Origin of the sequence: Aeromonas sp. 19NY04SH05-1, assembly GCF_040581895.1 — a bacterium.
Lineage (GTDB): Bacteria > Pseudomonadota > Gammaproteobacteria > Enterobacterales > Aeromonadaceae > Aeromonas > Aeromonas enteropelogenes.
Genome location: NZ_CP095328.1, coordinates 3,171,604 through 3,184,644, shown reverse-complemented (window position 1 = coordinate 3,184,644; position 13,041 = coordinate 3,171,604). Strand labels below are relative to the sequence as shown.

The following is a 13,041-nucleotide window of genomic DNA, read 5'->3' as shown; positions in this document are numbered from 1 at the left end:
CTGATCCTTAACGCGCTCACGTCACCCCGTTTCTAACTCGAGTGTTCAGATTGGGTCAACTCACTTCTCCTCTTTCTCATCGATTCTCCCTTCAGTGACAGCCGGTGAGCGTTGTGCATCAGCCGGTCCAGGATCGCATCTGCCAGAGTGTTGTCCCCCAAGCTCGCGTACCACTCTTCCGTTGGCAGCTGACTGACCACGACCGTCGAGTATTTCCCGTACCGATCATCCATGATCTCCAGCAGGGCGTTGCGCTGCTCGGCATTCACCGCTTCCAGTCCCCAGTCATCCAGGATCAGCAGCTCTATCCTTGCCAGTTGACCCAGCAGTCTGGCGTAACTGCCATCTACCTTGGCCTGGCTCAGCTCAAGTAGCAGACGCGGCAGCCGGTAGTAACGAGTGCTGTGCCCCTGCTGACAGGCTTGGTAGCCCAGCGCACAGGCTAGGTAGGTTTTTCCGCAGCCACAGGGGCCGGTAATGAGCAGGTTCTGGCCCCGGCGCAGCCACTCTCCTTGGGCCAGGTTTGCCACCTGTGACCGCTCCAGGTTGCGTGCAGACTGGTAGTCCACCTCTTGCACCGTGGCCTGGAGTTTGAGCCTCGCCTGCTTGACCAGCCGAGCTTGTTTACGCTGCTCCCGGCTCAGTTGTTCGTGTTCGACCAGCAGGCTTAGCCGCTCGATGAAGGGCAGCCCTTCGTAGGTACTTGCCTGTTCCAGTTGTTGTTGCACGGCATCCGCCATGCCAGTCAGTTTCAGGTGTCTCAAGCGGGTCAGCGTTTGTTGGGTCATGGGTTTTTTCCTCGTTAGTGGAAGCTCTGGGGGCCGCGGATGTTCTCGTGCTCTTGCGGCAGTTCTGGATAACTGAGCGGACTTGCGGGCAGTTGGTCGCGGCCACTGGTCAGCACCGACTTGAGCTGCTTGAGCCGCACCAGTCCTTCCCGGTTGGCCAGCTGGCAACAGCCTTCGACTCGTGATGGCGGATACTCCCGGCTAAGACTCAGCAGTCCCAGGCAGAGTCGGTATGCCTGCTCGGCATGGGCTTTCTCTGCCAGCCGTTCGCTAACCCAGCACAAGGTGCCCGGTCCGATGTCGGCAGCCCACTGCTTAAGACGCCCTGGCGTCCAGCGTTGCTGCTTGCTGTGACGTTCCGGCATGTGCTCAGGGAGTGTGCTCATCCCCGGGATGGTTTTACGCGGATGGCTCGCGACCAGCTGTTGCTGGTGATAGACCTGAAGCAGGGTATCGCCCGCATGGAGCTCCAGTTGCTGACCCACATACTGGTGCGGCACCGAGTAATGGTGCTGCTCATAACTGACGTGATAGTCGATGTTGACCTTGACCGTTTTGATGGCGACATAGCGATAGGGATGCACCGGTAGTGACCCCAGTGCCGGGCGGTCCAACTGCTCAAACGCCTCGCGTCGGTTACCGGGCAGCTGCTTGAACGGGCGCTCGTTGAGCTCATTCAACAAAGCCCGGATGCACTGGTTTAGCTCGGCAAGCGAGAAGAAGGTCTGATGGCGTAGACGAGCCAGGATCCAGCGCTCGACGATCTGCACACCCACCTCGGCCTTGGCTTTGTCCTTAGGCTTGTAAGGGCGAGCTGGCATCACCGCCACCTGATAGTGCTCGGCCAACTGCTGGTAGCTGGGGTTGAGCTCGGGATCGTATCGGCAAGCCTTGCTGACACCGCTCTTGAGGTTGTCGGGGATCAGCAGTACCGGTGTCCCGCCGAAAAACTCAAAGGCACGGACATGGCTTTGCAGCCAGTCCGGCAGTGACTGGGACCAGGTGGCCTCGGCAAAGGTGTAGTTGGACGCACCGAGCACGGCGACAAAGACTTGTGCCTGACGGACCTCACCCGTAGTCGGCGACACGATGGGCACCGTGGGCCCGCAGTAGTCGATAAAGAGCTTTTCCCCCGCCTTGTGGATCTGGCGCATGGAGCGCTTTTGCAACTGACACCAGGACTTGTAACGGTCACAGAACTGGGAGTAGCTGTAACAGCTATTGGGATAGCGCTGGGTGTACTCCTCCCAGAGCAGCTGTTTGGAGACCCCCTTGCGCTTGAGCTCCTGATGGACAGAGGGCCAATCCGGCACAACATGGCGGGCCGAGATGGTGGTATCGGCCTGCGGATAGAACAGGGCAGCCAGTCGGCCATCATCAAGCTCGGTAGGTAAGGGCCAGGTAAGGCCGAGCGCCTGGGCACTTTTGAGGAGTTTCTGGATGGAGCCGACACTGACCTTGGTACAGATACTGATTTGGCGAACAGAGAGGTCAGCTTCCAGCCGCAGTCGCAGCACTTCACGAATTTTACGCATTGCAATCCTCTTGGCAGACATAGGCTCTTCCCTGGCAAAAGGGAGAGCGTATCAAAGGTTTTTAAATCAATGCGTTAAGGATGATTCCGGTGAATGTGAACAGTGATTCCGGGATGTTGAACACTGTTTCCGGAAAGGAGGGGCGAAGTGTTCAGGTTGAACCGGAATGAGCGTTCACATTGGTCCGGAAATGGTGTTCACGTTGAATCGGAATTGGTGTTCATGATCGGCCGGAATATGCAGAAGTCGGTGACGTAATCGAACAGCCAGCCATCAAGGCCGCGTATCAAGCGGATCTCGACCGGGTGAGCCCCTCCCTGATCGGGGCTGTAGGTGGGGCTGCGAAAGTTGAAGGTGAGTTGGGTCAGGCACTCGAGGTTGAGGCCGATATTGGCAACCTCCTGATTGAGTAACGTGAGCAGCGCTTGGGCAACGGGCAGGGCAAAGCCATCCCGGAAAAAGGGAATAGTCATAAGCGTTCCTTGTCATATATCCAATAAAACGAGGGAGGCATTAGCCTCCCTCTGGGTGTGGTTGAAATGGTGGGTGTAAGCCATCGTCACGGTGTGCCAAAGTCCGGTGATGACCCAGGCGCAATACAGTTGTTATCTGGCGAGCCAATGGCTGGCAGTACCTCTGCAAGGTGGCTGGTGGGCAAATCGATGGGGGGATTTGACGGCAGCAATAGCGCCACCGAAGTTGCGTTGCGAAGTGCTTCCCAGAGCGTGGGGAAGTCACCTTGCCGGTAAGGGGCGTCATAGCGTTGTCCGTCCACCAGTAAGGCAAACTGACGTTTGCTGTCGCTGCCATAATCACGACCGTTCATCGTCGCCAGCATGGTGAGCGGCGCATCATCCCGGCAGATAATAGTGAGCAGGGCGGAGCCTGCGAGGGTGACGTTGTAATTCGCCTGCGTACCCGGCCCCCAACTGCGAGACCAGCCATTTTCCTCTGCCCCGACACCACTGGTGGCAAGAGCCACCAGCAGCGCGATAAGTCGGTTCATTGTGATTACCTTTTAAAAATAACAGGGAGGCTGTTGCCTCCCTGGGTTGGGTTATTGGTCAAACGACAGCGTCTGCTCGCCACCCAGGGTGGTCACAGTGACCTCAAGGGGGTTACAGTCCTCCGGCAGCAGAGAGAGCGTCACTTTGCCGCCAAAGCCCATTCGAAATGGCAGCTTGGCTTTAGGATCGATCTTGCAACTGCCCCGGTTGATCTTGAGGTCGGTGATCACCATCCGGTTACTGCGGCTGGTGATGTCGAGCAGGTACTTGTTCCAGGTCGTTTTGCCGTAATAGGGATTACCGCGTTTTCTCAACTGTACATCGCCCTCCTTCAGCGGTTCGATGTTAGCTAGGTCTTCGTCGAGGACGGCGGCGTCATAGGTCTCTTGTGATTGGCAAGGAAAGCCTGGCGAGCCCAGCGCTGGTAGCGTGTTTGCAATGTTCGCTGTTGGGAACGAAAATTTGCGGCTGCCTTTTTCGCGTTGATATACGCCTAGTTCTTTCGCATTTCTCAGTGCGGTCCAGAGTTCCTCAAAACTTTTCTGGTCTTGAAGAACCCGGTGGCCAATGAAGATCTTGCCATCCACTTCAAAAACGAAATCACTTTGATAGTCCTGAGAGCCGTATTTTCCGACACTCATGATATCCACATTGATGGTGGCGGGTTTGTTAGGGTGACAATGAATGGTGAATGAATCCGCTCGGTTATAGACACCGTAGCTGAATCCCTCAGCTGCGTTACCAAACTGCTTCCAGCCTGGGGCATCAGCGGCTGACTCACTGAGGGCATGTGCTTGCTGAGTGGCTGCCAGCATTACTAGCAATAGCATGGATTTTTTCATGTTTGTTTCCTTCTAAAATGTATTGATGTAATTCGACCCATTCGGTCCAGCCTCAACCAAAATCAACCATTAAGGGCGATCCTCATCGTTTTGAGTCCTTCATGTCAACAAGTCCGGGTGTCAACTTTAAAAGTTGAATCTGGAGGTGTGATGGATATCAATCAGGACGCGTTAGCCAAAGCAGTGGGCAGAGCTATTGCTTATCAACGTCAACAACGGGGAATGACCCAAGAGGAAGTCGCGGAACGACTGCAGATTGGGATGGAAGCGGTATCGCGCATGGAGCGGGGGATTGTGGTTCCCACTATCGTTCGACTGGCTGAGTTGGCACAGATATTTGGATGTGAGCTGACGGACTTGCTCCGTGAAACCAGTTCGCGGCCCCTTGAGCAAGCCGTCAGATTAGCTCACCAACTCGAGCAACTCACCGACGATGATCGTCAATGGGTCACTGATACCATGACGGCCCTGATGAGCCGCCTAATCCGTTAACCAGTTCCACAGCTTGTGGGCACCATAGGCTGCAGCCGCCCCGATGGCCAACGGCGCCCATGCTGGCGCAGTGGAAACCCCAACCAATGATGTCAGTGCCGCCGTGGTGGCACCACCTGCTACGGATGAGCTCAGGGAGGCGCCTGTTACCCCTGCGGTAGCCACTGAGGTCAGGTGTCCCAGTGAAGAACGCGCGACTTGAGCCGCCAGCAAAGTGGCTGCTGCCTCCGTGACCTGGGCTGAGTGGTGCTGGTCTTTGATACACCACATCACGAAGTGCTCACAATTGTTGAACAGCAGGTTATAACTGCGTTCGCCCAGACGGCTGTGCGCTCGATTGACACTGTGATCCGGGCTCAGTCGCTGAGGATGGGTCCTGATAATAAAGTCCTTCTCCTGGCAAAACTCCCCTAACGTAGACATGACAACCTGACACGCGTCATGACCAGAAAACGGGCCCTGGTAGTGGATCACCCAATCGTCACCGACGTAGATCCCGTGGTGCTCATACCCGATGCGTGGGGAGATAAGGTGGTCGCCATAGTTCAATGAGGACATGTTGCTCTCTCCTATTGCAGCAGGCTGATGGCTTGCGCCAAGGCACGGGATTTGAGTTGTGCCCCTTGGCCAAACCAGGCTGAATCCAGCCGATGATCCTGGCTGCGGGTACGACGATGGTGATCGACGTACTCGGTTACCGCATTGACCAATCCCCACGCGGTGTTGTGCGAGCTGGCCAGCTCGGCCCCCATCCCTGCCCCTTGGTAGAGCTCATGCAAACGCTGTATAGGCCGGGTGAGCACAATGCTCTCTTCCTCCACAGGCTGTGCCAGCAGATCACTGAAAAAGCGCAGTGCCTCTTGAGGTGCCACAGGGCGTTGGCTGAGTGCTTTAGCATGCTGACCGAAATGGTCCCACTGGCTTATCCCCAGTCCCAGCGCCTGTTTCACGGCACTTGCGTCGAACTGGGTTGAGTGGGGCACCTTGATGGCGGCGGACTGGTTACCTACTGCTACCTGCAGGGTGTTGTTGCAGACTACCCGCACCGAGGTGAATTGCGCCGTGGTGCAGAGCGTGCCATCACAACTGGTCGCCAGCAGCAGATAAGACTTCACCAGATCACCGCCTGTGAGCATCAGGTCCTGACCGGTCTTGGCCAGGGCCCAGAGTTTGCGACCACCTTTGAGTGAGCCTGCTGTCTCCAGCTCGAAACCACCGGCCTCTACCAAATCTTGATAGAAGTGCAGCACCTCATGGGGCTGTACCACGTTGTAGCGCTGCGATACCACCGACAGCGGTGCTAGGGTATCGGAGCGGTAGAGCACTTTGCTGTCTGGGTAGGTATGAAGGATCGGATTGTCAGGCGAGCCCTGATACAGCACATCGCTTTGCTCGATGGTCCAGTCCATCCCGGCAGCTTGCAGCCAGACATCGAGGGATTGCTGTGGGGGTAAGACATTGCCGAGGCCATGCCAAGGGGTTTGGCCGGTGTAGGCCATAGAATCAATCAAATGAGCCATAGAGATCTCCAATGAAAAAAGGGACTGCCGAAGCAGTCCCTGAGGTAGGTTCATGGAGATAACATATGTCTGAGATTTGGTTCATCAGAGGCTCAGTCTGTGTCCTATTACAGAGTATTCATCATCGAAAGGTGAGAGGATCATGCCTTAGGTCTGCAGTAAAAGCTGGAGGGGAAATGTTACAAGCGATTTTGAGTAGTAAGGCTGGACGGATTGGGCGTGAGGATGAATCGCAACGTTGGTGCGATGTGTTTCATCGCAGTGAAGACCTGCTCACCGCGACGTTTTTTGGACGAATCCCATATCTTTCAGATGGCGCATTATCGGCGCTATTGGCGTTCCTGCTTGGACGTCAGCAACTCGACCTATCAGATTTCATGGAGTTAGAGCTATGGCCGCGTTTGAGGAATTCATTGGGTGAGCAGGTTGAACCTGACGTAGTTCTTCGCTTCGCTCGAGAGTTATTCGTCATTGAGGTAAAACCCCCATTCGGCGGTGCGCAGTATCAAGCGCAGTGGTTTAACCAAATGGACGCCATCACGATTGAAGAGGCTTATGCCGAGTATGAAACGATCTACTACATCGCCTTGGGCAACGTAGTACCAAGACCACTGGAACAGACGGAATTACCTGAGCGCTTTGAGAGCATGTCTGCCTGTGAATGGGAGCCGCTTCGCTGCTGGCTACGACAGAATGAGCTCTTTAGCACTCGTCAGGATAAAGCGATCCTGCGTGACTGGCAGAGCGCATTCGAACTTTATGGTATGGCTCCGCTTATCCCAAGTTGGCTGCCGATGGTGGACAAGGCTGATGCCATGCCCTTGGCTACTGGTATCGAACAACTTCAACACTGGAGTTAGTAAGGAGATAACAAATGGAAATATCCCAAGCACGATCGCTGGTCACTCAGGTCAGACATGCTCACCGTTTGCTCGAGGGCTTTTATGAACGGATCCTGCTGCAATTAGATAAACTAGCGAGCGAAGCGGCCAACGCTAACTTTCGTTTCTGGGGAAGCATGGAGGGCGAGGGTATCGGAAAAAGCACCTCTAAACCGTCTTCGCGAGCGGCTTGGAGCTTCTTACCCCTTTTTCAGTCCTTCTACTGCTACCAGCGAGGCGGTCAGTCGGAGCATGCGAAACAAGGGGACATCGTGCTCTACTTCCGCCTGAACACTGATGATGCGTTCATCGATGCAGTACCGGAGGCAATGGACTACGACCCGCATACTGGCTCCTCTTCACTGGAGTTGCATCTGTACTGCTACACGAAAGATGCTGCGTACAGTTGGGACGACATTGCTGAAGAGTATCCTTGGGCTAAGCATGATGTCTGGACCACTCAGGATCAGGATTACCCCGAAGTGGCCTGTTGTGTGAAACGCTTCAGTCTGGAGACTGTCATTGCAACCCCCGGTGATATCCACGACTGGATCTCCAGTCAGCTGGCCCATCTCCCCAGTAAGATATAGCTTAAAACACCACAGAAGCCCCCTGACAGCAGTTCAGGGGGAAACAGGTGAAGAAGGGCAGACCAGTTAGGCTCTCGTAGTGCAGCTCAAATACGCTGCGTGTGGATCTGGCAAGTTGCTCGATAGTCAGATACTACTCCAGAGAGACCCTGAGAACCCTCATTCTCCTACCAGGCACCTCCATCTTACCCATCCTATTTGAGCGTCCACATGTTTGAGCCAACACGGCCTCGTCCATTTTGACTAGATATTTCATGGCATACTGAAATAGCTTCTGTCGCTTCTCGTCATCACTTCGATGTATCATCCCGATACCATCCGTTCCCCATTCCTCATATTGAGATCGCTTAGCATTGCAGTTGTAATAGCTACCTGCATGCCAACGCTCTCCCAGCAAACGGCCAATCTTGATATCATTTTGCAAGTATTTACCATTGAATATAAACGCGATGTGATAGTGATAGCCCCTACTTTCGCCATACTCTAATTTCCAGATATAGCCTACCAATCGAGTAAACTTGCGTTTAATAGTACGCAAGTAATACTCTCGTTCCTCTTGAGCCTCCTCTAGAGTTACGTCATCTCTAAAGTGAACATCCACTCTGACTATCAGTAATCTGGCATATTTATCAAAAAGAGCATTAATGTACTTCTGGATACTATCGCTATTACGCTTATCTGCACGTTTTAGATTGTGTAACTGCTTCTGATGACGTGGTGACTTCAGCTGAAGCATAAAGTCACTTAGAACGTCATTTAGCTCAGCTAAAAGCTCATTACGTGTTTCAGTAGATAAACACTCATCGTATACATCAAGGTCATGGTAACGATAGAAGGATTGCAGGAACAGCTCAACTGAAGGATGAGCTGATTTAGCTTCTCGGTAGTGATAGTAATGTTCGGTAACTGCATCCATTGCTTTTTGGAAAGCATGGATGCTGAATGATGGGTATCTTACTTCCAATTGATGAATGAAATCTAGGATATCTGTAGACATGAGTAATCCCTCATTGAAGAGTGTTTAGTGAATAGGTAGCTAACTTAGATGTTAAATGGTTAATGTATCTAGTCACTACAGATTATGAATGGATTCAAATAGATTATGAATGGATTCAAATAACATAAAGCTCCCCCCTCCTACGAATTCATATCGCCAGAGTCACAGGTACAAGATGCTTAGTGAAATAGTGAGAGGGAGCTATGTTATTCATGATGAGCATTGGTATATTAACGTAATCCATATGATGTTTAGGCTAATTATTGCTACGTCCGCTTTACTTCCTACTGGTAGTAGGAGCTCTGCATCATAATGAATTTGGCAAGATGTAGTTATATTAGCGGCATCTATTCATGCTACCCTGTGGAGAATTTAGCTGTTCAATAAAACCCCCTCATTGATGCCTGTTTAGTTAACCAAGTATCAATTTCATGTTCAAACCAGCCGACAGCTGACAAGCCCAACTTAAGTGGCTTGGGAAAATTCTTGTCATAGCGAGGGGATTTATCGCTGATGCGGTCATAGATAGTTGAACGGGCAAGGCCGGTCTTTTGGATAACGTCTTTGATGCGCAGGACTTTGGGGGAAGTGTTCATGGTGTTCTCCTGGTAGTTGGGGGTTTCGTTCACCAGAAGGGATTGGGGGTTGAAAAAAACTGGCTTTAGACATCCTGAGCAGGGATGTATAGTGTGGGAGATGGCGAGGATGAGGATGACACTATGAAAAGAGGTGTAGAAAAGGATGTTTGAGCGTAACTGGAAGAGTGCCAGCTTGATTTTGAGTTGCATGGCTGAGATGGGGTGGTGGGCTGCATGAATCTGCCCATGTTTAATGGTTGCTGATGGCACGATCCGGAACCTAGGTGCATGTGCCACCTAGGTGGGTTGTTGGTGTTTTTCTGAGCGTATTTTTCATTTATTGATATTGGTGTCAATATGAATTTAAATAGGATTTTTAATTTTTTATACTTTGGGTTTGTTGGTGATGATGTTGGCCGTAGGAGGAGTGGCGATACAAAGACTGAAGTTTTAATGAACATTATAAAGGAACACGGGGTTACTATTCATCGTGGAGTTAGTGTCAATTGCGATGAGTATCGTGCATTAATGTCAGCTGACTTAATATATCGATATTCAAATAACTCAAAAATAGATGAAGACCAATCAAAAAGGTGGCAGGTAAAATATTGTTTTCTACGTAATGTTGCAATGAATAGGGAAACATTGAGTGCTCATAAAATAAAAAATATACAGTATGATTTTGAACAGCTTAATGTCTTCCTTGGGTATTATAACGAGTTGGGGAAGTATGATGAGACCATAAGCGAGGTAACAACTCTGCTGAATGATTTCGAAACATGTACAGAAGATAATCCTAATGAAAGAGCAGCTGTTTTTTTAAAAAGCTGTGTCAGCCTGATGGATGTTGAACTTAACAAGAAAAGCATTTCTCTTTGCAATGAGTTGAAGATCGGAGATCGCTCTGTGATGGAGTATTCTCATTATATAATTACGGCAATAGCTGTAAAGCTAATGTCAGAATTTAGCAAGACAAAGCCAACTGGCGAATCTGGTGTGAGATTCTTAGATGGTAATCTATTTTCGTTTTATGTTGAAATTATCAGGGAGGATATATTTTCCAGACGAACAGATGAATTAATAAATAGGTTGCAGGCTTTTATAGATATGTTCATTATCGGCATCTGTTACAACAAAAAACAACAAGATGCCAGAAGGAAATATATCTTTGATATCATTCGCTCTGTACCAAGGGAGTGTATTTGTCTTCAGGTCGAAAGTGTAAAAAATAGTGTTAGACAGTTTGTTGAAAAGTATGGTCATTCGTTTTTTGATTACATGTCTAAAAATAGATTCAATAGGTACTCAAATAGAAAATGGTATCATGAGCTATATCATTTAGCTGGGAAAGATAAGGAGTATTTTGGATTTATAACTACAGTGATGTCCTTCTTGCCACGAGAGCGTCATGATGTTAAAAAAATCATGTTATTATCAAAAAAAGCATTAGAGAAAAACGAGAGGGAAAAGGTAAATGGTAAAAGAACTCAACTAAATGTAGAGGTTGATTCTGCAACCATGGACAATCTAGAAGAGTTAGAAAAAAAGCTAGGTAAGAACAAGTTTGAGGTAGTCATAGAGGCTGTCAAATTACTGTATAGATTGCGTATAAGAAAATCACGTTCACCAAGTCAGGATCTAGGAATTAAACCTGATCAAGTTGATATGAATGAGGCTGATTATAAAAGACATTCACGTCAAAATATTAGTTTAAGAATGCCACCTTGGAAAAATAAGAACAGACATTCGAATAATGAAATACAAGATGCGCCACATGCATCTACTTTATTGGATAGCGTGAGTGAAAATGGAGCCAGCGCAGCCCCATCTGAGGTGTCTCAATCTCATCAACCGCCTACTTCTGCTGAACTGCCAGCATCTGATGTGGTGGGGGATAAAGAGGTAGATGAAGCAGCAATTTCCAGCTCCAAAGCATTGCAAGCATTAGGCGATAACTTGGGCTGAGCCGTTTGGAAAACAAGAAGTCAGCGGCCCATCAAGGCAGCTGATCGAATAGGTCAGTACGGTGGTATGCAGCACATGTCAACCCGCTCTCGGTAAACTGTACCATGGCCGCAGAATTGGCCGAGGGCATCTGTGCTTTCTGGCAGGCCAGAGGCGATAAGGCCGAGCATACCAAGTGGCAGAGGGTCTATCAGGATCACCTACAGCAGACCACCTGACAGGCAAGGCTAATGGCCAGGGAGGGCGCCGCATCAGCTATGTGCCCATCAGGTGGCTGCGTAGCATATCAGGCTAAACAGGCTCATAGAAGGAAGCGGCCGATGGCCGCTTCCTTCTTGGGTTTGATCGAGCTAAAAACTCAGCGTTTACCGAATGTCCCTTGGATTACGTTCCCTATAACATCAGGTGATTTTTCTACTTCATGTTGGGCTATTTGATGTTTCACAATATCCCCCCACCGAAGAAATAAACTCCTCAGTTTTTCAGGGTTACGTAAAGCGCCCGCCTGATAAGTTCGCAGGAGTTTGTCACTGATCTGGTGGTTCAGCATATGCTCTATCTCTAGAGGTCCTGCACCAAGTTCAATACCACAGCAGTTTGCAACACTGCGCCGCAGGTCGTGTACGCTAAATGGCTCAAGTTCAGCCAGCTTACGCTTCTGTAGCCGGTCAAGGGCGCGCATAAGTGCGTCACCTGTGATGGCATGACCCAGTTTCGTCGTCGATTCGAACACATATGGACTGGTAGAGGAGGTTATCATTCGCTGCTCTGAAATGATTTCCTGAGCCAAAGGCGACAAGGTCACCACATGCGGGCGCCCATTTTTGGTTTCCGGAATCGTCCAGCGATCACCATCCAAGTGTGCCCACTGCATCGATATCACTTCACCTCGACGAACCGCGCTCAATATGACGATTTTAATTGCATTGGCGACACTTCCAGAAAGAACAGAAGTCGTAGCAATGCCACGGCCACCAGCTGTTAACGCTCCGCCACCTTCAACGCCCTCTTCTAATGCATGCCACAAGGCTCGTAATTCAGAGATTGGTAGCCAACGCTCTCGAGGTGGATTGGGGGTCGCATTGTAAACTTTGGGTTTGAGTGCCAACGTGGGGCTCATCTCGATAAGCTGTCGTCGCATAGCCTCCTCCATCACCTGGTTCATTATTCCCATTGCTTTGCGAAGCCCTTCCAGAGAGACCTTCTGTAGCTTCTGATAGTGTTGGTGGAGGACGGCCATGGTGATATCGCAAACTCGATATTTACCAAGGACCTTTTGCAAGTGTGCTTGGTAGATTCGACGATAATCAGTGACGGTTCGAAGGCTAATCTCTGATCGAACGCCATCACGGCGTTTTACGCTGGCTTTGTGGCTAAGCCATTGCTCAAACAGTTCATCAAGCACGAGCATCTGTTCGTTCTTTTGTTTAGCCTCTGCAACAAGCTGACGGGGATCGATGCCCTGTTTGACTTGCCCCACCGCAACACAATGTCGCTCACGAGCTTGAGCAAGTCCCATCGCAGGGTATAGTCCAAGGACCATGGTTTGTTGCTTGCCAAGTAGCCTAAATCGATACACGAAGCGCTTTTGCTTACCAGCACGAACCTCGAGTGATAACCCGTTACCATGTTTAGAGCTGATAGCAAATCGGGTTGCGGTCGCACCTTCTTTAAGCTCTGCCGCCGCGACTTGTCGATCTTGAGAAATCATCCTAAAACCTCGTTTTGGGGTACCACATGGGGTACCACATTTGGCATCGTATAGGGTTGTATGTCGTTGGACAAGGGTGAATTTGCCGCGTGCTTAAGTCACTGAATTTAAGGTGATTTATTTTATTTGTTGGAT

The 13,041-nt window shown here is 50.4% G+C and carries 13 protein-coding genes and 1 pseudogene; 4 read left to right on the top strand and 10 right to left on the bottom strand.

The features are described from left to right. Positions 1-32: 32 nt before the first annotated feature. The 5 genes and pseudogenes from istB to MRK42_RS14535 all read right to left on the bottom strand — a co-directional run bounded on the left by istB (position 33) and on the right by MRK42_RS14535 (position 4,172). The gene (gene istB, locus MRK42_RS14555; protein WP_000194037.1) at positions 33-788 is read right to left on the bottom strand and encodes an IS21-like element ISAs29 family helper ATPase IstB; all 756 of its coding nucleotides are present in this window, start codon (positions 786-788) and stop codon (positions 33-35) included. Positions 789-802: 14 nt separating this feature from the next. Next, positions 803-2,344 (bottom strand): IS21-like element ISAs29 family transposase, encoded by a 1,542-nt coding sequence (gene istA / locus MRK42_RS14550; RefSeq protein ID WP_111809685.1) that lies wholly within the window; start codon positions 2,342-2,344, stop codon positions 803-805. A 221-nt stretch (positions 2,345-2,565) separates the two neighbouring features. Next, positions 2,566-2,796: pseudogene (locus tag MRK42_RS14545) on the bottom strand (DUF2787 family protein); the annotation flags it as partial. An 86-nt stretch (positions 2,797-2,882) separates the two neighbouring features. Next, positions 2,883-3,329: a hypothetical protein gene (locus MRK42_RS14540; RefSeq protein ID WP_330543579.1), complete on the bottom strand. Its 447-nt coding sequence runs from the start codon at positions 3,327-3,329 to the stop codon at positions 2,883-2,885. Positions 3,330-3,380: 51 nt separating this feature from the next. After that, the gene (locus tag MRK42_RS14535) at positions 3,381-4,172 is read right to left on the bottom strand and encodes a hypothetical protein (protein ID WP_106552069.1); all 792 of its coding nucleotides are present in this window, start codon (positions 4,170-4,172) and stop codon (positions 3,381-3,383) included. A 147-nt stretch (positions 4,173-4,319) separates the two neighbouring features. Between MRK42_RS14535 and MRK42_RS14530 the strand changes: the two genes are divergently transcribed. Then, a complete protein-coding gene (locus MRK42_RS14530; RefSeq protein ID WP_043118721.1) occupies positions 4,320-4,664 on the top strand; it encodes a helix-turn-helix transcriptional regulator in 345 nt (114 codons plus the stop codon). On the opposite strand, the gene MRK42_RS14525 is transcribed toward MRK42_RS14530, so the two are convergent. Beyond that, positions 4,653-5,222, bottom strand: a complete 570-nt coding sequence (locus MRK42_RS14525) for a lecithin retinol acyltransferase family protein (RefSeq protein ID WP_111875156.1) — start codon at positions 5,220-5,222, stop codon at positions 4,653-4,655. The genes MRK42_RS14530 and MRK42_RS14525 overlap by 12 nt on opposite strands. Before the next feature lie 11 nt (positions 5,223-5,233). Then, positions 5,234-6,184 (bottom strand): DUF932 domain-containing protein, encoded by a 951-nt coding sequence (locus tag MRK42_RS14520; RefSeq protein WP_171276702.1) that lies wholly within the window; start codon positions 6,182-6,184, stop codon positions 5,234-5,236. Between the two features lie 176 nt (positions 6,185-6,360). On the opposite strand from MRK42_RS14520, the gene MRK42_RS14515 reads away from it, so the two are divergent. Both MRK42_RS14515 and MRK42_RS14510 read left to right on the top strand, forming a co-directional pair. Further along, on the top strand, positions 6,361-7,044 hold the full coding sequence (locus tag MRK42_RS14515; RefSeq protein WP_338610707.1) for a hypothetical protein: 684 nt from the start codon (positions 6,361-6,363) through the stop codon (positions 7,042-7,044). Positions 7,045-7,058: 14 nt separating this feature from the next. After that, positions 7,059-7,655, top strand: coding sequence for a hypothetical protein (locus tag MRK42_RS14510; RefSeq protein ID WP_338610705.1), 597 nt, complete (start codon positions 7,059-7,061; stop codon positions 7,653-7,655). 133 nt (positions 7,656-7,788) lie between these two features. Here MRK42_RS14510 and MRK42_RS14505 read toward each other — a convergent pair whose 3' ends face one another. Further along, positions 7,789-8,652, bottom strand: coding sequence for an inovirus-type Gp2 protein (locus MRK42_RS14505; RefSeq protein ID WP_335857327.1), 864 nt, complete (start codon positions 8,650-8,652; stop codon positions 7,789-7,791). Positions 8,653-9,032: 380 nt separating this feature from the next. Beyond that, on the bottom strand, positions 9,033-9,500 hold the full coding sequence (locus tag MRK42_RS14500) for an AlpA family transcriptional regulator (RefSeq protein WP_335857326.1): 468 nt from the start codon (positions 9,498-9,500) through the stop codon (positions 9,033-9,035). 87 nt (positions 9,501-9,587) lie between these two features. On the opposite strand from MRK42_RS14500, the gene MRK42_RS14495 reads away from it, so the two are divergent. Further along, on the top strand, positions 9,588-11,195 hold the full coding sequence (locus tag MRK42_RS14495) for a hypothetical protein (protein WP_335857325.1): 1,608 nt from the start codon (positions 9,588-9,590) through the stop codon (positions 11,193-11,195). Positions 11,196-11,553: 358 nt separating this feature from the next. Here the strand turns inward: MRK42_RS14495 and MRK42_RS14490 are convergent, their stop codons facing one another. Beyond that, positions 11,554-12,906: an integrase arm-type DNA-binding domain-containing protein gene (locus MRK42_RS14490; protein WP_335857324.1), complete on the bottom strand. Its 1,353-nt coding sequence runs from the start codon at positions 12,904-12,906 to the stop codon at positions 11,554-11,556. Positions 12,907-13,041 lie beyond the last annotated feature (135 nt).

Bases quoted from the DNA above. Each gene is read 5' to 3' on its own strand.
- istB (WP_000194037.1), bottom strand. From the start codon at position 788: ATGACCCAACAAACGCTGACCCGCTTGAGACACCTGAAACTGACTGGC.
- istA (WP_111809685.1), bottom strand. From the start codon at position 2,344: ATGTCTGCCAAGAGGATTGCAATGCGTAAAATTCGTGAAGTGCTGCGA.
- MRK42_RS14540 (WP_330543579.1), bottom strand. From the start codon at position 3,329: ATGAACCGACTTATCGCGCTGCTGGTGGCTCTTGCCACCAGTGGTGTC.
- MRK42_RS14535 (WP_106552069.1), bottom strand. From the start codon at position 4,172: ATGAAAAAATCCATGCTATTGCTAGTAATGCTGGCAGCCACTCAGCAA.
- MRK42_RS14525 (WP_111875156.1), bottom strand. From the start codon at position 5,222: ATGTCCTCATTGAACTATGGCGACCACCTTATCTCCCCACGCATCGGG.
- MRK42_RS14520 (WP_171276702.1), bottom strand. From the start codon at position 6,184: ATGGCTCATTTGATTGATTCTATGGCCTACACCGGCCAAACCCCTTGG.
- MRK42_RS14515 (WP_338610707.1), top strand. From the start codon at position 6,361: ATGTTACAAGCGATTTTGAGTAGTAAGGCTGGACGGATTGGGCGTGAG.
- MRK42_RS14510 (WP_338610705.1), top strand. From the start codon at position 7,059: ATGGAAATATCCCAAGCACGATCGCTGGTCACTCAGGTCAGACATGCT.
- MRK42_RS14505 (WP_335857327.1), bottom strand. From the start codon at position 8,652: ATGTCTACAGATATCCTAGATTTCATTCATCAATTGGAAGTAAGATAC.
- MRK42_RS14495 (WP_335857325.1), top strand. From the start codon at position 9,588: ATGAATTTAAATAGGATTTTTAATTTTTTATACTTTGGGTTTGTTGGT.
- MRK42_RS14490 (WP_335857324.1), bottom strand. From the start codon at position 12,906: ATGATTTCTCAAGATCGACAAGTCGCGGCGGCAGAGCTTAAAGAAGGT.